17 protein-coding genes are annotated in these 24,270 nt (G+C 71.8%); 8 read left to right on the forward strand and 9 right to left on the reverse strand.

Going from position 1 to position 24,270, the window contains the following annotated elements; all coding sequences use genetic code 11:
- Window positions 1–106 precede the first annotated feature (106 nt).
- The 5 genes from AB0F29_RS02620 to AB0F29_RS02640 all read left to right on the forward strand — a co-directional run bounded on the left by AB0F29_RS02620 (window position 107) and on the right by AB0F29_RS02640 (window position 6,655).
- Window positions 107–2,047, forward strand: a complete 1,941-nt coding sequence (locus AB0F29_RS02620; protein ID WP_361867028.1) for a HAMP domain-containing sensor histidine kinase — start codon at window positions 107–109, stop codon at window positions 2,045–2,047.
- Window positions 2,048–2,173: 126 nt separating this feature from the next.
- Window positions 2,174–2,626, forward strand: coding sequence for a hypothetical protein (locus tag AB0F29_RS02625; protein ID WP_361866911.1), 453 nt, complete (start codon window positions 2,174–2,176; stop codon window positions 2,624–2,626).
- 146 nt (window positions 2,627–2,772) lie between these two features.
- On the forward strand, window positions 2,773–3,435 hold the full coding sequence (locus AB0F29_RS02630; protein ID WP_361866912.1) for a class F sortase: 663 nt from the start codon (window positions 2,773–2,775) through the stop codon (window positions 3,433–3,435).
- Window positions 3,436–3,605: 170 nt separating this feature from the next.
- Window positions 3,606–4,586 carry a sphingomyelin phosphodiesterase gene (sph, locus tag AB0F29_RS02635; protein WP_361866913.1) on the forward strand — a complete coding sequence of 327 codons (981 nt, stop codon included), beginning with the start codon at window positions 3,606–3,608 and terminating at the stop codon, window positions 4,584–4,586.
- Between the two features lie 764 nt (window positions 4,587–5,350).
- Window positions 5,351–6,655, forward strand: a complete 1,305-nt coding sequence (locus AB0F29_RS02640; RefSeq protein WP_361867030.1) for a hypothetical protein — start codon at window positions 5,351–5,353, stop codon at window positions 6,653–6,655.
- On the opposite strand, the gene AB0F29_RS02645 is transcribed toward AB0F29_RS02640, so the two are convergent.
- Window positions 6,570–8,756 (reverse strand): tetratricopeptide repeat protein, encoded by a 2,187-nt coding sequence (locus tag AB0F29_RS02645; protein WP_361866915.1) that lies wholly within the window; start codon window positions 8,754–8,756, stop codon window positions 6,570–6,572. The genes AB0F29_RS02640 and AB0F29_RS02645 overlap by 86 nt on opposite strands.
- 199 nt (window positions 8,757–8,955) lie before the next feature.
- On the opposite strand from AB0F29_RS02645, the gene AB0F29_RS02650 reads away from it, so the two are divergent.
- The gene (locus AB0F29_RS02650; protein WP_361866917.1) at window positions 8,956–9,789 is read left to right on the forward strand and encodes an N-formylglutamate amidohydrolase; all 834 of its coding nucleotides are present in this window, start codon (window positions 8,956–8,958) and stop codon (window positions 9,787–9,789) included.
- 491 nt (window positions 9,790–10,280) lie between these two features.
- A complete protein-coding gene (locus AB0F29_RS02655; RefSeq protein ID WP_274343069.1) occupies window positions 10,281–10,580 on the forward strand; it encodes an NIPSNAP family protein in 300 nt (99 codons plus the stop codon).
- A gap of 13 nt (window positions 10,581–10,593) precedes the next feature.
- Here AB0F29_RS02655 and AB0F29_RS02660 read toward each other — a convergent pair whose 3' ends face one another.
- The 3 genes from AB0F29_RS02660 to AB0F29_RS02670 all read right to left on the reverse strand — a co-directional run bounded on the left by AB0F29_RS02660 (window position 10,594) and on the right by AB0F29_RS02670 (window position 15,603).
- Window positions 10,594–14,154 carry an AAA family ATPase gene (locus AB0F29_RS02660; RefSeq protein ID WP_361866918.1) on the reverse strand — a complete coding sequence of 1,187 codons (3,561 nt, stop codon included), beginning with the start codon at window positions 14,152–14,154 and terminating at the stop codon, window positions 10,594–10,596.
- A gap of 379 nt (window positions 14,155–14,533) precedes the next feature.
- Window positions 14,534–14,734: a DUF397 domain-containing protein gene (locus tag AB0F29_RS02665; protein ID WP_361866919.1), complete on the reverse strand. Its 201-nt coding sequence runs from the start codon at window positions 14,732–14,734 to the stop codon at window positions 14,534–14,536.
- Window positions 14,731–15,603 carry a helix-turn-helix transcriptional regulator gene (locus tag AB0F29_RS02670; RefSeq protein ID WP_361866920.1) on the reverse strand — a complete coding sequence of 291 codons (873 nt, stop codon included), beginning with the start codon at window positions 15,601–15,603 and terminating at the stop codon, window positions 14,731–14,733. Before AB0F29_RS02670 ends, AB0F29_RS02665 begins: the two co-directional genes overlap by 4 nt.
- 113 nt (window positions 15,604–15,716) lie before the next feature.
- Between AB0F29_RS02670 and AB0F29_RS02675 the strand changes: the two genes are divergently transcribed.
- A complete protein-coding gene (locus tag AB0F29_RS02675; protein WP_361866922.1) occupies window positions 15,717–16,187 on the forward strand; it encodes an ATP-binding protein in 471 nt (156 codons plus the stop codon).
- 82 nt (window positions 16,188–16,269) lie between these two features.
- On the opposite strand, the gene AB0F29_RS02680 is transcribed toward AB0F29_RS02675, so the two are convergent.
- The 5 genes from AB0F29_RS02680 to AB0F29_RS02700 form a co-directional block, all read right to left on the reverse strand.
- Window positions 16,270–19,326 (reverse strand): NACHT domain-containing protein, encoded by a 3,057-nt coding sequence (locus tag AB0F29_RS02680; protein WP_361866923.1) that lies wholly within the window; start codon window positions 19,324–19,326, stop codon window positions 16,270–16,272.
- Window positions 19,327–19,402: 76 nt separating this feature from the next.
- The gene (locus AB0F29_RS02685; RefSeq protein WP_361866925.1) at window positions 19,403–19,849 is read right to left on the reverse strand and encodes a hypothetical protein; all 447 of its coding nucleotides are present in this window, start codon (window positions 19,847–19,849) and stop codon (window positions 19,403–19,405) included.
- Window positions 19,850–20,016: 167 nt separating this feature from the next.
- Complete coding sequence (locus AB0F29_RS02690; protein ID WP_361866926.1) at window positions 20,017–21,261, reverse strand: VWA-like domain-containing protein; 1,245 nt, start codon at window positions 21,259–21,261, stop codon at window positions 20,017–20,019.
- Window positions 21,258–22,523 (reverse strand): MoxR family ATPase, encoded by a 1,266-nt coding sequence (locus AB0F29_RS02695; RefSeq protein ID WP_361866927.1) that lies wholly within the window; start codon window positions 22,521–22,523, stop codon window positions 21,258–21,260. The genes AB0F29_RS02690 and AB0F29_RS02695 overlap by 4 nt, the downstream gene beginning before the upstream one ends.
- Before the next feature lie 106 nt (window positions 22,524–22,629).
- The gene (locus AB0F29_RS02700) at window positions 22,630–24,090 is read right to left on the reverse strand and encodes a hypothetical protein (protein WP_361866928.1); all 1,461 of its coding nucleotides are present in this window, start codon (window positions 24,088–24,090) and stop codon (window positions 22,630–22,632) included.
- Window positions 24,091–24,270: the final 180 nt, after the last annotated feature.

Consider the following 24,270-nt stretch of genomic DNA (forward strand, 5'->3'; position numbering starts at 1 on the left):
GGACGACGGGGCGGTCGTGCGCGGGACGGGCGGGGATGGCAGGAGCGCCGGCCGACCCGGGCGGTGCGGCGGCCGGCGGGAGACGCCGGGCCGGGCGCGGCTGCCGCTGCGCCGGAGCCTGCTGGGGCGGCTGCTCGCCGTCTCGGCGCTGGTGGCCGCGTGTTCGGTGGCGGCCACCGCCTGGATCGCCGTGCAGACCACCTCGGGTGCGATCAAGCAGGAGCAGGGGCAGAACCTCACCGCGGACGCCCGGATCTACGACACCCTGCTGGAGTACGCCGCCCGCCATCCGACCTGGGACGGGGTCGGTGCGACGGTGCGGGAGCTGGCCCGGGAGTCGGGCCGCCGGGTCGCCCTGACCACGCAGGGCAGGCAGCCGCTCGCCGACTCGGCCACCACGGCGACCGCCCCGGCGCTCGGGCCGCAGGCGTCCGCCGTGGTCGACCCGTTGTCCGTGGACACCGTTCTGGCGGCGCGCGGGACCGCCGGGCAGGGCACGGCGGCCGACCGCATCGACCCCCGGGCGGTGGGGCCGTTCCGGCTGTCGGCGGCGGACGGCAAGGCGTTGCGGCGGACCGCCGACGACAAGGTGGAGTGCCTGAACCGGGCGGGCATCGCCTCGGACGTGGTGGTCGGCCCGAGCGGCCGCCCCCGGGTGCAGATCGTGGGCAACGACCCCGAACGCGCGCTGGGCACTCGCTGTGATCTCGCCGCTCTGGACACACCCACCCCTTCGGAACGCAAGGCGCTGGACGCGCTCACCGAGCTGGCCGACGCCTGTCTGAAGCGCCAGGGCCGCGAGGGCGTACGGCTGAACAGCGACCTGTCCTGGGGCGATCCGGCGCGGGTGTCCCTGGCGCCCGAGTCCGGTCCCCGGCCGGACGAACCCGGGCCGCTCGTGCCGGAGCCGGCGCCTGTGCCGACGCCGCGCGACGCCCCTTCGGAGGGGGCCGAGCCATCCGTCGTGACGCCGGAACGCACCGGGGAGAACGACCGGGCCATCGCGTCCTGTGTGGGCACGGCCCGGAGTGAACAGCTCAGCTCGTACGTGGCCTCCCCCGCCCTCCTCTTCATCGGCGACGAGGGCGGCGCGACGCTGCCCGGGTTCGACCTCTCCCCCGCGAACACGGCCAGGATCGCCGGGGCCGCGGCGCTCGTGCTGGCCCTCACCGTGGGCGCTTCGGTGTTCGCCGGAGCCCGGCTGGTGCGCCCGCTGCACGCACTGACCGGCGCCGCGCAGCGTATGCGCGACGGGGAGCGGCCGGAGTCGGTGCCCGTCTCGGGGGACGACGAGGTCGGCCGGCTCGCCGCGGCGTTCAACGACATGTCCGCGCACCGGGCGCGGCTGGAGGAGCAGCGCAAGGCCATGGTGAGCGACGTCGCCCATGAGCTGCGCACCCCGCTGAGCAACATCCGGGGCTGGCTGGAGGCCGCCCAGGACGGGCTCGCCGACCCCGACCCGGCGTTCGTCTCCTCACTGCTGGAGGAAGCGTTGCTGCTCCAGCACATCATCGACGACCTCCAGGACCTTGCCGCCGCCGACGCCGGGGTGCTGCGACTGCATCCCGAACCCGTCGAGGCCCGGGAGCTGCTGAGCCAGGCCGCCGCCGCCCACCAGGCGCGGGCGGAGAACGCGGGCGTCACCCTCGCCGTCACGGGCACCGCCCCGGGGCCGGCCCTGCGCGCCGATCCGGTCAGGCTCCGGCAGGTGGTGGGCAACCTGGTGTCCAACGCCGTACGGCACACTCCGGAGGGCGGCCGGGTGACGCTGCGCGCGTACGTCTCCGACGAGGGTGACGGGGCGGTGCTGGTCGAGGTGGCGGACACCGGTTCCGGCATCCCCTCCGAGGACCTTCCCCAGGTCTTCGACCGGTTCTGGCGCGCGGAGAAGTCCCGCAGCCGCCGTACGGGCGGCAGCGGCCTCGGCCTCGCCATCGTCCGCAAACTGGTCGAGGCGCACGGTGGCACGGTGGAGGCGACGAGCGTCGAGGGCAAGGGGTCGACGTTCGTCCTCCGGCTGCCCGGGACCACGCCGTCCGGCCCCTGATGGGATGACCACAGCGCTCTGACAGCTTCTTCATATCTCCACGCCAGCCTGGCGGCATGCCCCGTCCCCGGTGCGAACCGTCATCCGGGACCGTCACGGGGCCGACTATGGAATGGAGCTATCCGTATGACCGCTTTCACCTCTCGTCGTACCCTGCGTGCCGCCGTCCTGGCCGCCGTCGCGGCCGGCGCGGTGCTGGTCCCGTCCGCCGCCGCCTTCGCCGACTCCTCCCCGAAGCCGTCGGAGCCCGCCGTCGTCGACCTGTCCGAGAGCAAGCCCCCCGTGGTCGACCTGTCCGAGCGCAAGGCCGCCGATGACGCGGCGAAGGACGCCGCCCGGCCGGCGGTGACGCCGCGCGGCGGCGTCGCGGCGGGCGAGGGCCCCGCGCCCGCGCCCACACCGAAGGAGGCCGCCCCGGTGGTCACCCCGCGCGGCGGTGTCGCCGCGGGTGAGCGCCCCGCCGGAAGCGGTGACAACAGCACCGCGGTGCTGGCCGGTTCGGTGGCCGGGACCGCGCTGCTCGCCGGCGTGGGCACGATCGTGCTGCGCCGCCGCTCGGCGGCCGGCCTCAACGGCTGACCCGCACCGCTCACCACAGCTGACCGTGGCGCCGCCCCACACCGGGGCGGCGCCACGCCCGCGCACCGGCCCGCACCGGCCCGTCCCGCCACCCCGTCCCGCCCCCCGTCCCGCCGCCCTGTCCCGCCCCGATCCCGGAGTTCTCTGTGCCGTCCCGTACGCCCCACCGCTTCCGGCGGACCGCCGCCCTGCTGACCGCCGTCGTGGCCTGCGTCGCACTGGCGGGGTGCTCGTCCGCCGAGCCCTCCTCCTCGTCCTCCTCCGCCGCAGCGGGAGCGCCCTCCGCCTCGGCGTCTGCCGCACCGGGCGAGGTGGCATCCGGATCGAGCGGATCGACCGAACCGTCCAGGACGGGCGAGCCGGATCAGCCGGCTCCCGCCCACGTCTCCATCCCCTCGATCGGCATACAGAGCACCCTCATGGAGCTGGGGCTCAACCCGGACGGCACGGTCGAGGTCCCGCCCGCGGAGAAGGGCATGACGGCGGGCTGGTACAGCGGCGGTTCCGTGCCCGGCGCACCGGGGCCCGCCGTTCTGATCGGCCACAACGACACCCGCTTCGGCCGGGCCGTCTTCCACGACCTCAAGAACATCCGCGACGGGGCCGAGGTCCTGGTCCGCGACGGGGCGGGGAAGACCCTGCGCTACACGGTCACCGGAAAGGAAGCGGTCAGCAAGAAGACGTTCCCCACCGACAAGGTCTACGGCCCGACGAAGGACAGCACGCTGCGGCTCATCACCTGCGACGGCGAGTTCGACGCGGACGGTCATACGGTCGACAACCTCATCGTGTACGGCGCTCTCGCCTGAAACGGTCTGCCGCCACGGGAATCTCGCGAGCGACAGCCCACACATGGCGTCGACGCGACGGATGGCAGCCGGCCGGACAGACTCGGGCCACCCGATGTCTACCCGTGGGTAACTCCCGCTGCTTGGATGGGGTCGACCGGTACGCCCCCCACTCGACCCCAGGAGACCCCGTGCCGAACACCGCGTTCCGCCGCCTGACCGGTGTGGCCTTGTCCGCCACCCTCGCCGCCGTCACCCTCGCCGTGAACGCGCCGCAGGCGGCGGCTGCCGAGACCCCGTCGCTGCGGGTGCTCTCGTACAACGCGTTCATCTTCAGCAAGACCCTGTACCCCAACTGGGGCCAGGACCACCGGGCGGCCGAGATCCCGAAGACCTCGTTCTTCCGGGGCAATGACGTAGTGGTGATCCAGGAGGCCTTCGACAACGGGGCCTCCGACGCGCTGCTGCGGAACTCCGCGTCCCAGTACCCGTACCAGACCCCGGTGGTCGGCCGGAGCAAGACCGGCTGGGACGCGACGGGCGGCTCGTACGCGGCGACGACGCCGGAGGACGGCGGCGTCACGATCCTGAGCAAGTGGCCGATCGTGCGCAAGGAGCAGTTCGTCTTCAAGGACGCCTGTGGCGGCGACTGGTTCTCGAACAAGGGCTTCGCCTACACGGTGCTGAACGTCAACGGCGCCCGGGTCCACGTCGTCGGCACGCACGCCCAGTCGACCGACCCCGGCTGCTCGGCGGGCCAGGCGGCACAGACGCGCAGCCGGCAGTTCCAGCAGATGGACGCGTTCCTGGACGCGAAGAACATCCCGGCCTCGGAACAGGTCGTCGTGGCGGGCGACTTCAACGTCGACGGGCACTCGGCCGAGTACGCCTCGTTCCTCTCCGACGCGGGCCTGAGCGCACCGGAGACCCGGACGGGCCACCCGTACTCCTTCGACACCCGCGACAACTCCATAGCCTCCGAGCGCTACCCCGACGACCCGCGCGAGGACCTGGACCACGTCCTGCACCGCACGGGCCACGCCAAGCCGGCGGGCTGGAAGAACGACGTGATCAAGGAGGAGAGCGCCCCCTGGACGGTGTCCAGCTGGGGCAAGGACTACACGTACACGAACCTCTCCGACCACTACCCGGTGATCGGCTCCGGCCGGTGACCGCACCCTGACCTCGCCGTCCCCCTCCGCTCGCCGCGGGAGGGGGACGGCGCGTCGCCCGGATCCCGCCGATATATCGTGGCCAGCGCTTGTGTCCGGGAGCGCGAGAGGGCCGGTATGGACGAGGAGCGGGACCAGTGGATACGGGTGCCGGCCGGGGACGACGCGGCCCGCTGGGCCACGCGGGTGCGATGCCGTCGCGTACTGCTCGTCGTGCACAACGTCACCTCGGCGACCCGACTGCTCGACGTGCTGCCGCTGTTCCACGACGACCTCGGGGTGCAGCTCCTCGCCACTTGCACAGGGTCCTCGGCCTTCCGGTCGGGCGTCGCGGAACTGCTCGCGGACACGGGGGTGCCCGTACTGCCGTGGGAACAGGCCCTCGCGACACCGGTGGACCTTGCGATCTCGGCCAGCTTCGGCGGCGAACTCAGCGCGATCCAGGGGCCGTTGCTCATACTTTCGCACGGTATCGGCTACACTAAAAGGCTGGCGGCGCCGAGCGCCGAGCGCCGAGCGCCGAGCGCCGAGCGCCGAGCGCCGAGCGCCGAGCGCCGAGCGCCGATGCAGAAGCGGAGGCGGCCCCGCCTCAGGGTGCGCCTCCCCCGGTCTTCGGACTCGCGCCGGACTGGCTCCTCGCGGACGGTGTCCCTCTCGCCGACGCACTCGTCCTCTCCCACCCCGAGCAGTTCGACCGACTGGCCGCCGCCTGCCCTGAAGCACTGCCCACCGCCGTGCTCGGGGGCGACCCCTGCTTCGACCGGATGCTGGCGGCACGTCCCTACCGCGACCGGTTCCGCAGGGCGCTCGGCGTGGGGCGTGGGCAGCGGCTCGTACTGCTCAACTCCACCTGGGGCCCCCGGTCGCTGCTGGGCGACGGCGACGGGGAAGGAGCCGCCGGCGAAGGCGGGGGCGGTGACGACACACTGCCCGCGCTGCTTCCGCGGCTCGCGTCGGAGCTTCCCGCCGACGAGTACCGCATCGCCGCCGTCCTCCACCCCAACATCTGGCACGGTCACGGCCCCGGCCAGATCAGGGCCTGGCTGGACCGGGCCAGACGCGCCGGCCTGGCGCTGATCGACCCGCTGGAGGACTGGCGTCAGGCGCTGCTCGCGGCCGACGTCGTCATCGGGGACCACGGTTCCGTCACCTATTACGCCGCGGCTCTCGGCACCCCCGTACTCCTCGGAGCGGCACCCCTGGACAGCCTCGATCCCGACGCGCCCGTCGCCGACTTCATCCGGACCACGCCCGGACTCGACGCGCGGGCGCCCCTGCGCGGCCAACTGGACGCGCTGATCGAAAGCCACATCCCGCAGCCGGGTCCGATGCGCTTCACCTCCTCCGTGCCCGGCGAGGCGGCGGTACGGCTGAGGCGGGCCTTCTACGGGCTGATGGCCGCCCCCGAGCCGCCGGGCCCCGCCCTGCTCCTGCCCTTGCCGCTGCCGGACCCGGAACCCGCCCCTCGTACGGCTCCCCTGTACGTGCTGACGCGCTGCCTCGCGGGGCCGGAGGTCGTCGTGACCCGGTACGCCGACCCCGCCCGTGAGCCCGACGGGGCGGGGGACGCCCATCTGGCCGTCCATGAGGACACCCGCGATCCGGGGCAGCTCAGCCTGGCCGACGTCGTCTTCCGGGACGGGGCTCCGGACGACCCGCGGTTCGGCCCGCCCGGCCGATGGGCCGCCGAGGTACTGGACCGGCACGCGCACTGCGCACTCGCGGCGTACGTCACCGGGCCCTCGTCCTGCGTCGTCCGGACCCGTGGCGGGGCCCTGCTCCGGCTGACCGGAGGGCCGGAAGCCGACGCGGACCCGGCGTTGTACGCGTCGGCGGTGCACGCCTGGCTCGCGGCGGGCAGGACCCTGGCAGTCCTGGTCGCGGACGGTCTGACCGTCCGAACGGGCAGCACCGCCCACCACGTGGTGGTCACGGCCGAGGCGGACAGGCCGGCGGCGGGCGGAACGTGGCCGCGCCTCTCGCCTACTCCTGCGGACCGGAGCAGCGCTCACGGAGGCGACGCAGGTACTCCACGTGCTGGTCGGCGTTCTCCTCGGCCAGGATCCTGATCGCCTCGTCGGTCAACGGCAGCGCCGCTGTGGGCTCCTCACCGGCGAGCAGGATCTCGGCGAGGTCCGTGAGAGCCCGTGCGGTGTTGTACGCGTCGCCGTTCGCCCGGAAGACGGCCAGGGCGCGCCGCACGTGCTCCTGGGCCTCGTCCAGCCGCCCGAGGCCCCGCAGGGCCCGGCCCCTGTGGCGTTCCAGCAGAGCCCGCGCCCGGGGCACATCCGCCGCGCCCTCGTCGTCGGGCCCGATGCCGTCGAGGACGGCGTACGCCTCGTCGAAGCAGTCGTACGCGTCGGCGAAGCGCCACTGGCGCAGTCGCAGCAGCCCCAGGATCTCGATGGCGGAGGCCAGACCGCGGGTGTGCCCCGCCGCCCGCTCGTCGCGTGCGGCCGCCGCCGCTTCCGCACCGGCCTCGTCCCCGAGCTGCAACTCACCCAACGTGTGGGCGAGTTGTACGTGAAGGGCGCCTGCGGTCCGACTGCCGGGGGCCTGCGCGTCGGCGACGGCCGCCCCGATCCGCAGAGCCGGCAGCACCGCCTCGTGGTGGCCCGCTTTGAGCTGGAGCGGCCACAGGGCGCGGCAGAGCGTCAGCACCGTGTCCGGCTGTCCGAACTCCTCGGCCGTCGCGACGGCTTCGACGAGGTTGGGCAGTTCGGCGGCGAGACGCGCCACGGCGTCGCCGCGCCCGGCGTAGGCGCCGTCCGGCCCGTCCGCCAGGGCCTCCGGCACCCGCCAGCTCTCCGGGAGTGCGGCCCGCGCCGCCGTCACCGACAGCCGCAGGTAGTGCTCGACCGCGCGGGTCGTGGCCGCCGAGCAGCCTGCGATGCCCTCGTGGCGGAACGCCGCTTCCTCGGCGTGGGCGCGTACGGACGGCCGGTAGCGGTAGCGCCCGTTGTCCGCGTGCTCCAGCAGCAGTACGTCGGCCAGCCCACCGAGCAGTTCCTCGGCGGCGTCCACGTCGATGCCCGCGACCCGCGCCGCGGCCTCCGCGTCGAAGGCGGGCCACTGCCGCAGCCCCATCAGGCGGTACAGCCGGGCGGCGTCCGGCCGCAACAGCCGGTAGGCGTCCTCCGCGGCCGTGCGCACCGGGTCGCTGTCGCTCATGGTGAGGCCTCCCGTCGGTTCGTCGGTCGGTTCGTCCGTCGGTTCGCCCTGGGGCAGTGGGGGCGGCGGGGCCGCGGTGAGCGGCCCGGGGTCGAGGAGCCGGGGCGCTGCGGCGCGCAGGGCGTACGGCGATCCGCCGCACCGTGCCAGAACGGCGGGGAGAGCCGCACGGGCGGAGCGCATGACCTGCTTGCCCACGATCTTGGTGAGCAGGCGCGCAGCGTCCCGGTCGCTGAGGGGCCCCACGGGCACCGGAAAGGCGTCGAGACCGGAGAGCGGTCGCCGGGCCACGACCAGGGTGAGGACGGAAGGAGCGGAGGTGAGCAGCGGTGCGATCTGCGCGGCGGACCGGGCGTGGTCGAGGACGAGGAGCAGTGCGCGGTCCGCGACGACACGGTGGAAGGTGTCGATGCGCTCCGCCTCCGAGGGCGGGATCCGCTCGTCGCGCAGCCCGAGCCGGAGCAGCAGTTCCCGCAGGGCGCTCCCGGCGGTGCGGGCACTGCCCGTGCCCCGGCGGCCGAGGTCCACGTAGAGCTGCCCGTCCGGGAACAGACTTTCCGCCCGCCAGCCCCAGTGCACGGCGAGGGCGCTGGTGCCCATGGCGTCGTCTCCGTACAGAAGGGCGACCCGGGGGCGTCCGTCCGCCTTGCGGCCCGCCTCGCGGTCGAGCAGTCTCATCGCCCCCTTCCGGTCCGTGAAGAAGCGTACGGAGGAGGGCAGTCGGGGCCGCCCGACCGTTGCTCCCGTGGTCTGTACCGTGCGGGCGAAGGCGCTCCAGGTGCGGGCCAGTTCGGGGTCGCTCCGCACGCTGTCGTGGACGATCCGCGCCACGGCGTCCCGTTCCTCGGGCCGGGTCGGCGCGGCGACCTCGCGTCCGGCCATCCGCCGCACCAGCCCGCCCGCGGTCTCCCAGGCCCACTTGCCGGCCTCGCTCGCCACGCCCGAACCGACGGCGCCGAGGACTGCCGTGATGGCGGCCATCGATATGGGATCCAGCATGCGGTGCGCCCCCTGCTTCCCGCCGGTTCGCCCGGTGCGCCCCTCCCGGGCACCGCCACGACCGATCGCGAGGATCAACGGTAGCGGCTGGCGCGGCGCGCTGACGGCCTGCCAGAAGAACGGGGAGGCCCCCGATGCCTTCCGGGGGCGGTCCGGGATGCTGGTGCGGGAACGAACAAACACCTCGAAGGAGTCACCCGTGAGTGATCCGCAGCCGTTCACGCTCATCCCAGGAGCTGCCGACTCACCGGTCCTCCTGCACGTCCCGCACGGGTCGCGCCGCATCCCGCGAAAAGCACGCGAAGGGATCACGTTGGACGATGCCGCCCTGGAGCGCGAGCTCGACCACATCACCGACGCCCACACCGCCGAACTGGCGGCCGCGGCGACGGTGATCGGCCCGGCCGCCCCGTGGCGCTTCGTCAACAACCTGTCCCGGCTGGTCGTCGACCCGGAACGCTTCCCGGACGAGCGGGAGGAGATGCTCGCCGTCGGCATGGGCGCCGTCTACACCCGCACCACCCACCGCGAACCGCTCCGCCCGCCGGAGGCGGACCCAGATCCTTTGCTGGAGGCGTACTTCCACCCGTACGCCGCCGCGATGACGGCGGCGGTCGAGTCGCGCCTCGCGGCTGCGGGCCGCGCGGTGATCATCGACGTCCACTCGTACCCGACTGTGCCCCTCCCCTACGAACTCCACGGCGCCGGCCCCCGCCCGCCCGTCTGTCTGGGCACCGATCCGTTCCACACCCCGCCGGAGCTTCTCGCGGCGGCCGAGGCGGCGTTCGGGAGCCGAGTCGGCCACGACGGTCTCGGACACGACACCCCGTTCGCGGGTACGTATGTCCCTCTCCGGCACTACGGAACGGACCGCCGGGTCACCGCGCTGATGATCGAGATCCGCCGCGACACGTACATGAGCGAGCCGGGCGGCCCGGCGGGGCCGGGGCTCGACATGCTGGCCGGGGCGCTGGCGGAGCTGGTGGAGTCGGTCAGCCGGCCTTCTTCCAGTCCTGGCAACCGGTGGACTTGAAGATCTCCCCCCTTGTTGACGGTGCCCCGGCTGCTGTCGGCCAGATTGCCGCCGGAGGCGGGCGGCCCATCGAAGGCCGGCACGCCTACGCACGCGTCCGACGGTTCGGCCTGAATCGGCACCACGAAGTCACGTACCGGCCACACTTGTACGCACCCGTCCCGATAAGGCGGGGGTCCGAAAGGAAGCCGGGGAACCCCTTGAACAGCAGCAAGCACACTGAGCTGGCGAACCACGCACTGGTCCGTCGCAAGCACACGAAGCTCCTGGTGGGGCATGGTGGATCTTCGTCGTGACACCTTCTACCAGGAGCTTCATCGCGTTGCAGAGCCGCCCACCTGGCGGACGTTGCGGACAGGTTGGAAGCAGCTCGAGGATCTATGCTGGGGCGCAGCTGTGCCCGGCGCCAGGTGGTGAAGGACATGGCTTCCACGTGACACCCCGCCCAGGGTGACATCCCACGTCTAGCCGATCCAGGGAGGACATCCCTCATGGCCAAGACCACCCAGCTCCGCACCTATACCGTCCGCGACGGCCTGCTGGACGAGTGGGTGGCACGGTGGAAGACCGACATCGTTCCACTGCGGGTGGAGTTGGGGTTCACGATCGGTGGGGCCTGGGTCGACCGCGAGCGCAACCAGTTCGTATGGCTGGTCTCATACGACGGCCCGGAGACGTTCGCGGAGCGCAACGCGATGTACTGGGCCTCGCCCGCCCGCAAGGCGATGGGCCTCGATCCGGATGACTACCTCGTCAGCACCGACGACCGGACGGTGGAAGAGCGGTACTGAGTCGGCGGTCCGGCTACGCCCCCGCCATGGGCAGCAGGTGTCGTCGTCGTTCGTCCTCGTCGAGGGTACGGAAGACGCGCCCTCGGGCGTGGGCTTCGAGCTGGTCGTAGTCGGGGTCGGCGTGCCAGATGCGAGCGGTTCCGTCGAAGGATGCGGTGAGCAGCAAGGTGCTGTCGCGAGACCAGGCGACCGAGGACACCTTGTCCTGATGGACGCCTACGACTGCGACCTCCTCGAAGGTGTCGGCGCGCCAGACACGTACAGTCCGGTCGTCCGAGCCGCTGGCGATGAAGCGGCCGTCGGCAGACCAGGCCACGCAACGGACCCGTCCCTCGTGGCCCTTGAGCACATCGAGACGGCGGCCCGTGTTGGCCTCCCACACCGCCACCGTCCAGTCGCCGGAGGCGGTGGCGATCCGCTGTTCGTCCGGGGACCAGGTCACGTCGTCGACGTAATTGTCGTGGCCTCGCAGGACAGTGAGCTGCCGGCTCTCCGCGACGTCCCAGAGGCGGCAGGTACGGTCGTCCGATGCGCTGGCGAGGAATCGCCCGCCGGGCGACCATGCGATGCGTCCCACCCAGTCCTGGTGGCCGGTGAGCGTGGCGAGTTCGGTTCCGGTGTCCGCCTCTCGTACACGTACGGTGCTGTCGTGTCCGCCAGTGGCGATACGGCGGCCGTCCGGTGACCAAGCGCACGATTCGACGACCTCCCCCCGCTCTTCGACCAGCACCGAGCCGGCCTCGTCCAGGATGCGAAAGAGGCCGTCTTTCGTACTGAGCGCGAGCCTGCCGTCTCGGGGGATCGGGGACCATGCCACGCTCCAGACCCGGTCGTCAAACCTCAGCGGTTCCCCTGCGGGGGCCCCGTCGCGGGAGGACCAGTGGCGCACGGTCGCGTCGTCGCAGGCGGTGGCGATCCGTAGTTCGTCAGCGGACCAGGATGCCTGGTTCACCGGGCCGCGGTGGCCGTCGACCGCGACGACCTCCGCTCCTCGTGGCCGTAGGTCCCACACGATCGCCGAACCGTCGGTCGAACTCGTGGCGAGCTGGGTGCCGGAGGGCGACCAGGTCACGCCCCAGACCGTGTCACTGTGGCCCCGCAGCACGACCAGCACCCTCGCGTCATGGGCGCTGACAAGGCGCACGGTGTGGTCCGAGGACGCGGAGGCGAGGGCACTGCCGTCCGGGGACCAGGCCAGGTTCCACACGTAGTCGGTGTGGCCGCGCAGCAGAAGCCGCAGTGCACCGGTCCCGGCGTCCCAGATGCGGGCCGTGTGGTCACCCGACCCTGTGGCGATCGAAAGTCCGTCCGGTGACCAGGCGACACCTTCAACGAAGTCCGTGTGTCCTTCCAGGACCACGGCGGCCGTGCCTGCGGCAAGGTCCCACACGCGGGCCGTCTGGTCGTGCGATGCCGAGGCGAGTCGGGTGCTGTCGGGCGACCAGGTGACGCCCCAGACATCATTCCTGTGCCCCTCCAGGTCCTGCGCGAGGATCCCTGTCCCAGCCTCCCATACGCGTACAACACAGTCCTTCGAACTGGCTGCGACATACCGCCCATCGGGCGACCAGGCCACCTGTCTCACGATGTCTGTAGGGCCTGTCAGCAACCGAACCGGCTCGCCCGAAAGGGCGTCCCAGATGCGTACGACGCGTTCTCGCCCAGCGGTCGCGACGTATGCGGAATCCGGCGACCATGCGACCGACTCGACCATCGCCCCGTCGGACGGCAGGACGAGCAACGGCTGTCCGGACCGGGCGTCCAGCACGCGGGCGGTGCCGTCGCGCGACGCGGTGGCCAGTCGCCGGCCGTCCGGGGCCCAGGCGATGTGGCGGACGGTATCCGTGTGCACGTCCACTCGTGTACGCATATGGCTCGCCGCGAGCGCCGCCATGAGGCCGCGGCGGGCCGAAGGTGTGGGCGTGCATTCACCGAGGGCTGCCAGGGACAGGAGTACGGCCCGCTCAGGATGCGATTCGGCGCTGCCCATCGCGTACTGGCCGATGCTGTCCGACACGCGGCGGAGGAAGGCTAGATCGCGTAGTTGCGAGGACTGCACGAGCACGCGGACCGGTTCAGGGGCGATGCCGGATTCCTCCAGCGCGGTGAGCCTGCGCAGGGCCAGGGTGAGCCGATCCCCGGTGAGAAGGTAGTCGACGCTTCGGCCGGAACGTTCCCAGTCCTCGGCCCACCGCTCCAGCTCGGCGCGCTCACGCAGTTGTTCCGCGCGGGACTCGACCTCCTGGCGCAGCGGAGCCCACTGGCGAAACAGCGCCTCGTGCGTCACCTGCGCGTATGGCGGCTCCTGGCCGGTGGTTCCACCGCCAGCTACGTCTGACACCAGCAGACGCGCATCGACGAAGGCGTCGACGACGCGCCGTTCTTGCTCGGTGAGCGCGGACAGAGGGACACGCTTTCGGGCCACTTCCTGTCCCTGGACCGTGACGAACATGAGCAGGACCCGCAGGACGAATGCGGTGCCGCCGAACTGGTCCAGTTCGGACACCGTGTGGTCCGCCTGCCGTGCGAGGGCGCCCGCCACGCCTCCGAGGTCACGGTACAGCTCTTCGGTGACCATCCCGCCGGGGCCGGAGGCGAAGTAGATCTCCTGAAGAAGGTAGGCAAGCAGCGGCAGGGCGTCATCCGTGCCGACGTCGTCGACGATGGTGTCGACGACCCCCGGTGCGAAGGAGAGGTCCACCAGTGCGGCGGGGCGTTCAACGACCTGCGCGAACTGGGTCCTTCCGAGTGCGCCGACGGTAACGGGGTGCTGGCAGATCTCAGCGTGTCCCGTGGCCAGGATCCGGCCGAGGAAGTCGACCCGGAGGGTGGCCAGTACGCGGACACTCGAGTCCTGCTCCACGCAGAGGCGAAGTGCGTCGAGGAACTGGGCACGCTCCCGATCACCGGCCAGGGTGATGACCTCTTCGAACTGGTCCACCACCAGCAGCACACGCCGGAACCGACCGCCGCGCAGGCGGGTCAGTTCGGCACGCAGCGCGGCCGGGCCCTGCCGCAGCCGGCGTAGGACCGCACTCGCGGATTCTCGCTCTCCACCTGCGGACGCGATGGCCGCGGCCATCGCACCCAGCGGATTCGTCCCCGGAGAGAACGCGGGCACCAGCGTCCATCGGCGATCCCGTAACCGGGGCATCACTCCAGCTCTGACCAGTGAGGACTTCCCGCTTCCGGATGCGCCGACAAGCACCAGGAATCGATCGGTCGGACTGTCCGGCGAAGTGTGCAGTCTGCGCGTCAACTCGGTCGCCAGGACATCCCGGCCGAAGTATGCGGCAGCCTCGTCTTCCGCGAAGGCATCCAGGCCGGGGTAGGGAACTCGGTCACGCGGCCAGTCGACCCGCGGCAGCGCCGGATTCTCCAGCCGGTACACAACAACCTGGCCCACTACCATCGCGACGACCAGCAAACCGATGGCGGGGACGGACGCCTGCTGGATGGCCCGCAACAGCCACGGAGCTTCGTCGACGCCAGTAGCGTAATTCGTGACGATACCGAGCAGACTCGCGACCAGTACCAGCGTCACCTGAAGCGCGAGTTGCAGGCGCTGCCTCATGACGCACCGATGGTTGGTCCGTCATCGCTCCGCAGCACTGTGTGCCCCCCATTTGCTGGTGCCCCAACCATCTTGAGGCCCGCAGCAGTCGATCTCAACAATGCGTGACAGAACAAGCCATCCGCGCGGTCAAGGCTGCCCAATTCGAGCCGGAGGCACGCTGAGACTGCAGGGTGCGGCGGCGGCCGCCTTCGGCGATGAGACCAACTGCGGACTCGACAAGAGCTTCCGGTCCAGCCTGGACCGCTGACACCCGGCGGCGGGCCTGGCAGGTGATCCGCCGCGACGAGGGCATTGACGAGTAGTCGCCCTTACGCGGGAGGGCCCCACCGCACGCCGTACGGGCGTTGCGGTGGGGCCCTCGGGCTGTCTCTGTGCCTCAGACACCTGGCCGTCGAACGAACGCCGCCCATGCCTCAGGGCCAAGCGCCACTATGGGGCCCTGAACCAACTTCGAGTCGCGTACGAGCACGCGCGTGGGCATCGAGGCAACCTCCAGGCATTCGCCGCCTTCAGCACCGCTGTAGCTGCTCTTGAACCAAGTCAGCTCCTGTGCCGCACCAGCATCCATGGTCTTCATAGCTCTCCCAGCCGCTTCTCGACGAACCTCAGGGACTCTCGTGGTGTGAGAGCCTGCGACCGGATGATTCCACAGCGAGCTGCAACCGCACGCACCTCCTCACGGTCCGTCATGAGGATGCTGCGTCCTTGCACCTCCAGGTAGGCGACCTGCTCACCACCCTTGCGGGTGAGCAGAGTGAACGGCCCGTCCACCCCTGCGTTGTCCTCCTGGTCGATCGGCATGACCTGGATCTCCACGTTGCGCTTCTGCCCGATGAGGAGCACTTGTTCAAGTACACCGCGCAGAACGGGTACCCCGCCGAACGGCTTACGCAAAACCTGTTCCTCGATCACGAAACTCAACAGCGGGGCAGGCCAACGGCTGAAGATCTCCTGCCGTGCCAACCGAGCCGACACCCGCTGCTCAATGATGTCCTCACTGAGCAGCGGCCGACGCATGCTGAGGAGGGCTCGCGTGTACTCCTCCGTCTGGAGGAGACCCGGCACCGCGCTCACCGCGAAGACAAACAGCTCCAGCGCTTCGGCCTCCAACCGAGCCGCATCCCGGAAGAACGCCGGATACTGGGCCCGCGCCACCTCCTCCTTCAGCGCCAGCAGCAACCCCCCGGCGTCCAGCACCGGGTCCGCCTGGTCGATGAATCCCGGCTGCGGGATCCGTCGGCCCTGCTCGAAGGAGGCCACCGACTGGGCCGCGTAACCCACCCGGTTGCCGAACTCCGTCCGGTCCAGCCCCGCCCTCAGCCGCAGGAGCTTCAACTGCCGCCCGAACGCGACCATCACCCCGGACCCCGGCTCGTCCTCGGGCCGTGCTCCGGGCTCCGGGCCCGCCACGCTCGCCGTGCCGCCCGCCTCGTCGTCCTGCGCCATTCTCGCCACCGCCTGTCCCACGTGCGTACACCCCGCGCGTCGCCGCGTACAACCCACCTGCGACGGCGCGTCACCTCTGGTCACGCTACGCCACGAGTCGTCACCGTGGAGGCATGACCAGCAACCCTTCACCCCTCCCCGTACGTATCGCGCGGCCCATCCAACCCCGCTTCACCTGGCACCACTTCGCGATGCGGTTCAGCTCCACGCCTCGCGGCGCCCGCCTCGCCCGTCACCTGGCCGGCGAACGGCTCGACGCCTGGGGCATCCCGTACGGGAGTGACGCCCACGACGCGTTGACGCTGATCGTGGCGGAGCTCAGCGCCAACGCCGTCAGCCACGGCCTCGTACCGGGACGTGACTTCCGCCTCCGGCTCTCCGCCGAGGACGCGACCGTACGCGTGGAAGTCACCGACACCCGTAGCGAGCGCCTGCCCGTGCTGAACGACCCGCCGGCCGACGACCAGGAAGGTGGCCGAGGACTGCTCCTCGTAGCCGCCCTGACCAACAGCTGGGGATGGTTCCCCCGCACCGACGGTCCGGGAAAGACCGTCTGGGCCTCGCTATATGTACGACCGCTCTGACCCAGCACCGAACGTCCATACGTACACGGCCGGCAGAGCGAGCACCAGGTGGACGCCCTGGCGGCCGGCCGCACCACCGGTATCAGCCCGGTGACGCCTGTGGCGCGGACGTCCCATGGTCAGCGGGTGCGAGCCCTGCCTTGCGCAGCGCCGTGCGGGCGAGGGCTTGTGCCACCTCGGTGACTCGTTCCCGGTCCGCATGCTCCTCCGTGTAGCAAACGGTGATGACCACGTTGTCCTTGCGCACTTCCACCACAGCAGTCAGGAGGACCTGCCGTCCGACGTCGTCGACCAGGTGGCCTCCCGTGTGCAGGTGCGCCTCGTCGCCGAACCCTTCCAGGCTTCGCGAATCCGCCTCCGTGACCAGACCGAATCGGAAGGAGGAACTCCGCCAGGACGCGAACTGACGTGACGCAAGGGTCACCGCGCTCAGGTCGAAAAGGGGCTTGAATATGCGCGTGCCTGCCTCGATGCGTACCGTACGCGGAAACGACGGCTGCTCAGCGATGACGCAGCCCGGCTCCCACCGGCTCAGCACGGACGTCGGCGTCGTCGACGGGGATGTGTCCGTACCGCCGGTGAGTTCGGCGATGTGTTCCCCGTCGAGGAGACTGCACGCGGCGGGCAGTAAGCGTATCGGTCCGGTAGCGAGCGCGGCCTGTGCGGCGCCTTCGAGTGTCACGGCGTAGCTTCCCGCTATGAGCGTAAGGGCGAGCGCTCCGGATGCCAGTTGTCGCCCCCGGAACTGCCGTCGGACGTCCCTCCGCGTCTCCGGGGCCACTGCTTGCGCCAGACGATCGCGCAGTTCGATGTGGCGGAAGCTGTATGCGCCTCCGGACTGACGGAGCACACCGCGCTGGTGGGCGTCCTTCAGGAATGCCATGAGTCTCAGGGGCAGGCTGCCCGTCGCCGCAAGGTACAGCCGGGCCACCTGAAACCGCCCCCACGCCGAGGCGGCCGTCCCGTGCAGCAGCCAGCAGACCAGGGTTGCCAGAACGGTGAAGGTCCAGTCGCCGGTGGTGACGGTGCCCTGCGCCGCCGGGGTGACGGCGTACAGGGGCAGCATGATCAACGGCAGCACGAGAGTGAGCGGGACCAGGTGGTCGCGATAGGACCAGGCTCCGTTCAATATGGCGATCGCGACGATGAACGGAGACGCGGTCAGCACATCGACAAGGAACCCCACCGCGCTCTCGTCGGCGCTGAAGACTGCGGAAGCGCCTCCGGCCCTGGCCGCGAACCAGATACCCAGTAGGAGGAGAGGCACGGCGCAGAGGACGGTCAGAACCGGCGGCCCGGCGGTGTGGAGCCAGCCGAGGACGATCGTGGCGCGCCGGTCCGACCGCAGTAGTGCCCCCGGCGAGCGCGCCAGGAACGGGTCGTCGGCGACGAGGAGCAGCCGCCTGCCGCACCATCGCACGGTCACCCAGGTGATGGCCGTCATGGCCCACAGCCACAGTCCGGAGCGTGTGGAGACCGTTGTCGCCCAACCCGCTGCGAGACAGGCCGCGGTGAAGACCGCCAGGGTCCTCCCGCGCCGCCCCCTCACCGCCTCGCGCAGGCGCGTACCGGTGGGGCGGACGATCTGCTGGGGCGGGCTGAGTTCCTCGTCCGCCGCCGAGAGCGCCGTGTGAAGAAGGGCGAGCGCGCACACGATCGCGTACGCCTGCCACAGTGAGAGGCCGATGCCGGCCGGCCAGCCCCACGACCCCAGATCGAGTCGCACCATGAGCGTTACGCTCAAGGTGAAGGCCGGCACGAGAGCAAGGACGCGGACGTGCCGGGGCACGTGCTCGTCGAGGCGCCACCAGGCGAGGTTCTCCAGGTTGTCGGCTTTCATCCGTGCGGCCAGAAAGCCCGCCCACGCACGTGCCGCCGGTGGATCCCAGCCAGTGCGTTCCTCGTGGGACGGGCTGTAGATGGCATCGAGATAGGCGTCGTAGAGGCGACGCTCGATGGCGGTGGTATCGGCGAAGGCGCCCGGTACGAGCAGTTCACGGGGGTCTGTTCCCTCCTCACTGAACGCCTCGCGGGCCAGATTCGCCATCAGCGGCACCTGGAGCACACTCCGCAAACGGTCCTCGGGAGAACCGTCGGCGGCTCCCTCCAACCGGGAGAGCACCTCGGTCCAGCGTGACCTCGGCCGTCCACCGGGATTCAGATACGCGGCCACGGCGCTGTCCGCCAGGGGGCACAAGGTGATCTCCGAACGCGCGAACACGTTCTGCTCAGGAGCGTGGTCGCGGTATTCGTCCTGGCGGCTCGTGAGTACGAACGGGAAACCTCCCTTCGTGCCTTCTCTGAGTCGGCGCATGGCGCGTTTGCGCACGTCGGCAGGGATTTCGTCGAAGCCGTCCAGGATGGGCAGGACCCGCCTCGTCCGCAGGAGGACCAGGGCAACCGCCACCGGTGGGGCACCCGTCACCGGAGTGCAGGCGCGGGCGTGCTCGGCCGCCACCTGCCGTGCGATCCACGGGTACAGGCCCTCCCGGGGGTCCCAGGACGCGAGGGGAACGATGACCGGAACGGGCCCCAGCCCGTCGCGGGGGCCCTGCCCGTCGCGGGGCTGCCGCTCCTGGAGCAACTCGGCCGCCAGGCGCAGCGCCAGAACCGACTTTCCCGCACCCGGGCCGCCCATGATCACCAGTCGACGGGCGGGCATCGCGCGGAAGTATGCGGCGATCGAGCCGCCGCAGGGCTCGCCGGTGCCCCCTCCCTGCTCCTCCTCCCGCCACGGGACCTCGATGGGCTCCGGGTTGCGGATCAGCTCCCAACGCTCGTCCCCGCCGTAGCGGAGTGACAGGTCCTTGGTGAGATCCTCGACAGCGCGCGCCAGGTGGGGATCTGACAGCCACCGGCGCATGCGTCGGCCACGGGCTCGGAGGAGGACCCATCGGCCTGCGGACAGAGCGAGGATGCCTGTCAGGAGCAGCCGACCCGCTGCCTCGGGGCCGGGATCGAGCCCTCGCGGGAGCGGTAGGTCCGGCCGGGCGAAGAGCAGGATCACGGCGAGCGCGGCTCCCGCGAGCCCGGCGACCCAGCCGGACCAGGACTCCGCCCCGAGCCGGCGGTGCCCGTCGGACGGGCCACCCGTCACCGCCGCCAGTTCGAGCCGGTCGACGTGGGCGATCTGGATCACGTTCCGCTGACGCCCGCCCGAGACCTCGAAGCGGGGTCCGTCTCCGGCCGGATGACGGGGCGCCGGGTCTCCGCTCTCAGTTGAAGGTGATGTCACCGTGCACGTTCTGAGCCTGGACGACCGAGTGCTGGGTCCCTCCACTGATCTCGAAACTCGCGGCCCCCGGTGTGCGGTGCGCGCGTTCACCCTCTACCAGCAGGCGTGCGAGAGTGGTGGCGAAAGCAGGATCCTGCTCGGCCCGACCCCTCAGGGCCACTGCCAGAGAACGAGCCCGCTCGGTATCGTCCGGGCGCTGTTCGAGCAGCGTCAGCTCGCCCTCGACCGAGCTCTGTGACGGTTCACCCTCCTCTGTCGGTTCCCGCCGCCCGACCAGGCCGCGCAGCGAGTGCCAGATCTGCTGACCGGCGCTTCCCGCCGCTCCGCCGGCCATCGCCATCAGCAGTCCCTCCGAAATCGGGTCCACAGGTGCTCCTCCCGCGTCGACGACCGATGGCAGCAACTCCATCGGATACGTGTCCTCCATCGTGGCGGAAGACGACTGTCGCCGTCCCGCGGTTCGATGAGGCCGGGGCGCCCAGGTTTTCCGCCTGTCCTCGGACAGCGGGTGGCCCGTAGCCGCCCAGCGCTCGGCCGGGCACGGCTCACGCGTACCTGGACGGATTCCTGAACAACGCGCTCCACAGCAGCGCGCTACCCGATCTCCACCACCCGCGCCCACGCCGGCGGCAGGCGAGGGACGTAGTCCGGGTTGTCCTCGTCCCAGGAGCGGCGCCTGTGGTCCCTCGGGAACAGGCCGACGACCGTCCGGCAGGCCGGTTGCGCGGCCGGCCAGGGTGTCTGTCCGTCGGTCAGGATCACGATGGCGTCGGGGCGGGGGTGGGACCGGAGCGCCTTCGCAAAGCCCGTACGCAGATCCGTGCCGCCACCTCCCACCAGCGGGATGCCCTCGGCCTGGCACAGCGGGTGGACGACCCGGGTCGCCGCGTCGCAGGCGAGGACGGTGACCAGGTCGCGACGGCCGCCCACCGCGCGGGAGATGGCGGCGACCTCCAGGAGGGCGCTGCCCAGTTCGGCGTCGCTGACCGAACCGGAGGTGTCGATGACGACGGAGACCCGGGGCGGCCTGCGGCGCAGGCTCGGCAGGACGACGCCGGGCAGTCCGGTGGAGCGTCGCGACGGGCGGCCGTAGGTGTAGTCCTCCCCGGCACCGGACCCCGATGCGGCCGAACGTACGGCGGCGCCCAGCAGATCCCGCCAGGGCTGCGGCGGATGAAACGCCTCTTCCGCCCACCGCTTCCACCCTTTCGAGGCGTTTCCCGGCCGGCCCGTGATGCCCTGCGCCACTCGGAAGCGGACCGCGTCCTGTTCCTGCGCGCTCAGCCCGTTCGCGCCGTCGGGCCCGAGCTCCCATTCCCTCTCCAGTCCGTCGGCGCCGCTTCCGCAGTCCAGCCAGGCGAGGTTCTGGGTGCGGGATCCGAGGCGGAACTGGTAGAGGTAGTCCTCCATGAGCTCGCCGGGTTGCAGGTGCAGCGTCGACGGGTAGACCGCGCCCTTCGGCCGGGCCAGGCCGTCGCCGTACACGTCGTCGTTGATCTCGCAGTCGGCGGCGATGTTCATCCGCAGCCGCTCCCCCGGTCCGGTCAGTCCGCGCTGCCGGGCGACCCGGTCGCTGCGGCCGTGGTGGTCGCGCAACAGGTGCGACACCTCGTGGACCCACACCCCGGCCAACTCCTCGACGGGGGTACGGGCCACGAAGGACGGCGATACGTAGCACCGCCAGTACCGGTCGACCGCCATGGTCGGGACCTGCCGTGACTCCACGGTGTGCAGAGCGAACAGCGCGGTCGCCAGGTAGGGGCGGACCCGGGCTGCCTGGAGGCGGGCGGCGAAGAGTTTGTCCAGGTCGAGCACGCTCGACGCGTCCGTCGTCGTCATCGGCCCGCCTTCGCCGTCGCCGTGACCCGGGCCGCCGCGCGGTCCGCGCGCCCGGACAAAGACACGACTCCCGCGAGCTGTTCGATGGAGGCCGGTACGTCCCAGTCCTCCTGGCGCAGCGAGGCGAGGGTCGTCGCCGGGACGACCACCAGATCCGGGGCTCCGTCCTCCAGCGCCCGGACGAGCAGCGCCCACGCCGCGTCCCAGCGGGCCCGGTCCGGGCGGGTGCGGACCGCCACGACGACCCCGTCCAGGGCGGCCTGCCGGAGATCGCCGCGCTCGGGCAGCACGGCGCCCGCCGGGTCGGCGAGGAGGTCCTCGGGGTCCGGGAGGTCCATCCGGTCCAGGCTCGCCAGCAGTTCCAGACCCGGGCCGTCCCCCACCGTCCCCCTGACCAGCAAGGACAGCACGTCCCGGGAGGACCCGGCGGCGGTCGCGAAGGCGATCAGGCTCAGCGTCATGTCCCAGCTGCGCGGCGAGGGCCACGGGCCGCCCCGGCGAGTCTCCGTCGTGGGCAGCCGGTGGACGAGGGTGGGGCGGGCGGAGAGGAGCCCGCACACCGCGCGCCGGGCGAAGTTGACCGCCTCGGGCACCTTGTCGGGGTCGAGGCGGGGCAGGGTCGCGCGGGGCCAGGTGCCGGCGAGGCCGCGTACGACGACCTCGTGGTCGTGGGTCCACTGGAGGTGGACGAAGCGGTTGGCGAGCGGCGGGCTCAGCTCCCAGCCGTCGGCCGCCGAGGAGCGCGGGTTGGCGGCGGCCACGATCCGTACGCCGGGCGGGAGTTGCAGCGCTCCGATCCGCCGTTCCAGTACGAGGCGGAGGAGCGCGGCCTGAACGGCGGGCGGTGCGGTGGAGAGCTCGTCGAGGAACAGCAGCCCGCGCCCGGCCCGTACGAGGCGAACGGCCCAGTCCGGCGGGGCCATCGGCACGCCCTGTTCGGCGGGGTCGTCGCCGACGATGGGCAGTCCGGAGAAGTCGGACGGCTCGTGGACGCTGGCGATGACCGTGGTGAGCGGCAGGTCCAGGGAGGCGGCGAGCTGGGTGAGCGCCGCGGTCTTGCCGATCCCCGGCTCACCCCACAGCAGCACGGGCAGGTCGGCGGAGACCGCCAGGGTCAGCGCCTCCAGCTGGGCGTCGGGGCGCGGCTCGGTGGTGGTGTCGCGGAGCAGGCTCATCAGCGTGTCGGCGACGGCGAGTTGGGAGATGGGAGCAGAGTCCCTGGACACAGGTGCGGGCGCGGCGGACGGAGTGCTCGTGGGCATGAGTGATCACCTGAGGGTTGGAGAGAGGGCGAAGGAGCAGGGGTGGGTGCGCGGTTAGGCCAGGGCGGTCACGGCGCGGGAGCTGACAGGACCGGCAGCCCCGGGGTCAGCCGATGACTGTGTGGCGCGGGCGTCGGGCCCGACGAGGGCGGGGGTCGACGGGTTTGCGGGCGTCGGAGCGGTGGCGGACAGGTCCGGGACCGAGCAGGTCGGCCCGAAACAGCCCGTAGGTGATCCGCCGTTGCGCGGCGGCCTCCAGTTCGTCCCGCAGAGGACCGTCGCGCAGCAACGCCCCAGGGCCGAGCAGCCCCTCGACGACGGCCAGCGCACCGGCGATGTCGCCGTGGTCGAGGCGTTCGCGCACACCGGTGAGGCAGTCCGGCCGCCGGTGCGCCTCGTCGATGGCCTGGAGGCAGGGCAGCGGAGTACCGGTCAGGGCGACCAGCAGTTCTTCGCGGCGGACCTCGGCCGGGTCGTGGTCCAGCGGCGCGAGGACCCCTGCGACGAGGCCGATCCGGTGCTGCTCTCCCCGGCATTCCACGAGGCGCGACGCTCCCGCCCTGTCACCGCCACCCGCACGAGCCGATGTGAGAGCGGGCGGCGGCAGGCCCGGCACGAGGGCCCGCGCGACCAGCGGGTGCAGCTGACCGGCCTCGATCTCCCCGGTCCGGAGCAGGTCGAGGTCGGGCAGCACCCAGGTCGCCGCGTCCGGCAGCACCGGTGGTGTGGACGCGCCCGGGTCCGGGGCCGCCTCCGCGACCCGCGCGACAGGCGTCCCCCGACCGTCCGCGCCGACCTCCAGTCGCAGGAGAAGCCGGCGTCGGCCGCCCAGCCGCACGCTGACCGCCCTGCCCGGACCCTGCCCCTCGGCGCGGAGCAGGATCGCCGCCTCCGCCGCCCAACGGTCGACGGCACAGCGCCGGTCCGGCGGGACGGCGCCCCACGGTTCCGGGTCGACGGCTTCGGCGGCTTCGACGGCTGTGACGGACGGCAGGTCGTCGAGGCCGCAACGGACCCGTAGTTCATCGGCCCTGCGCGCATCCCACAGGTGGCGGTGCAGGTCGAGACGGAAGCGCCGGTTCGGACGCGGGTGAGGGTGACGGCGGGCGCCCGGTTCGGTGTGCGACCCGTCCCACAGTGCGAGGCTGATCCGCTGCCCGGCGTCCGCCCAGGCGGGCGGGGTCCGGACGACCAGGTGCAGGGGGCGCGGGCCGACGCGCTCCGGTGGGTCGTAGCGGGCCAGTTCGATCGTCAGCCCCGGGCGCAGCAGCCCGTGCGGGGCGATGCGCGGCATGTGCCAGCGCAGCAGGTCAGGAGCCAGATGGCGAAGGTCCGCCCGGATGTGGGCGGCGAGTTCCGGGCCGTGGCTGCGCACCACGGACCGGAGGCGGAAATCGATGTCGACGCCTGCTGCGGCGCACGCTCCTGCCCAGTCCCCGGCCTCACGGTGGGCGGTCGCAGTCTCGATCATCGGGGCCGGCACGGCGAACTCGCGCACGCGCGGCCAGAAGGACGGGGAGGAGAGAGGAGACGGGTAGGAATCCCGGTTCGCGGTCGAAGTGAGCATCAGCACTCACCTTGCGCGGACGGGTCCCCCAATCTGTTCAGGGAGAGAGTCATCGCGGGGAGCCTAGCTCCGGTCACCGAGATCTGCCAGAACTTTCTTCTCCGAGCGTGCGCCTTCCGCGGCCGACAGGGCGGCCGCACCGCCCTGAGTAGCACTAACGAGCCACTCCGTTGACCGGAA

Source organism: Streptomyces sp. NPDC026589, assembly GCF_040638385.1.
Classification (GTDB): domain Bacteria; phylum Actinomycetota; class Actinomycetes; order Streptomycetales; family Streptomycetaceae; genus Streptomyces.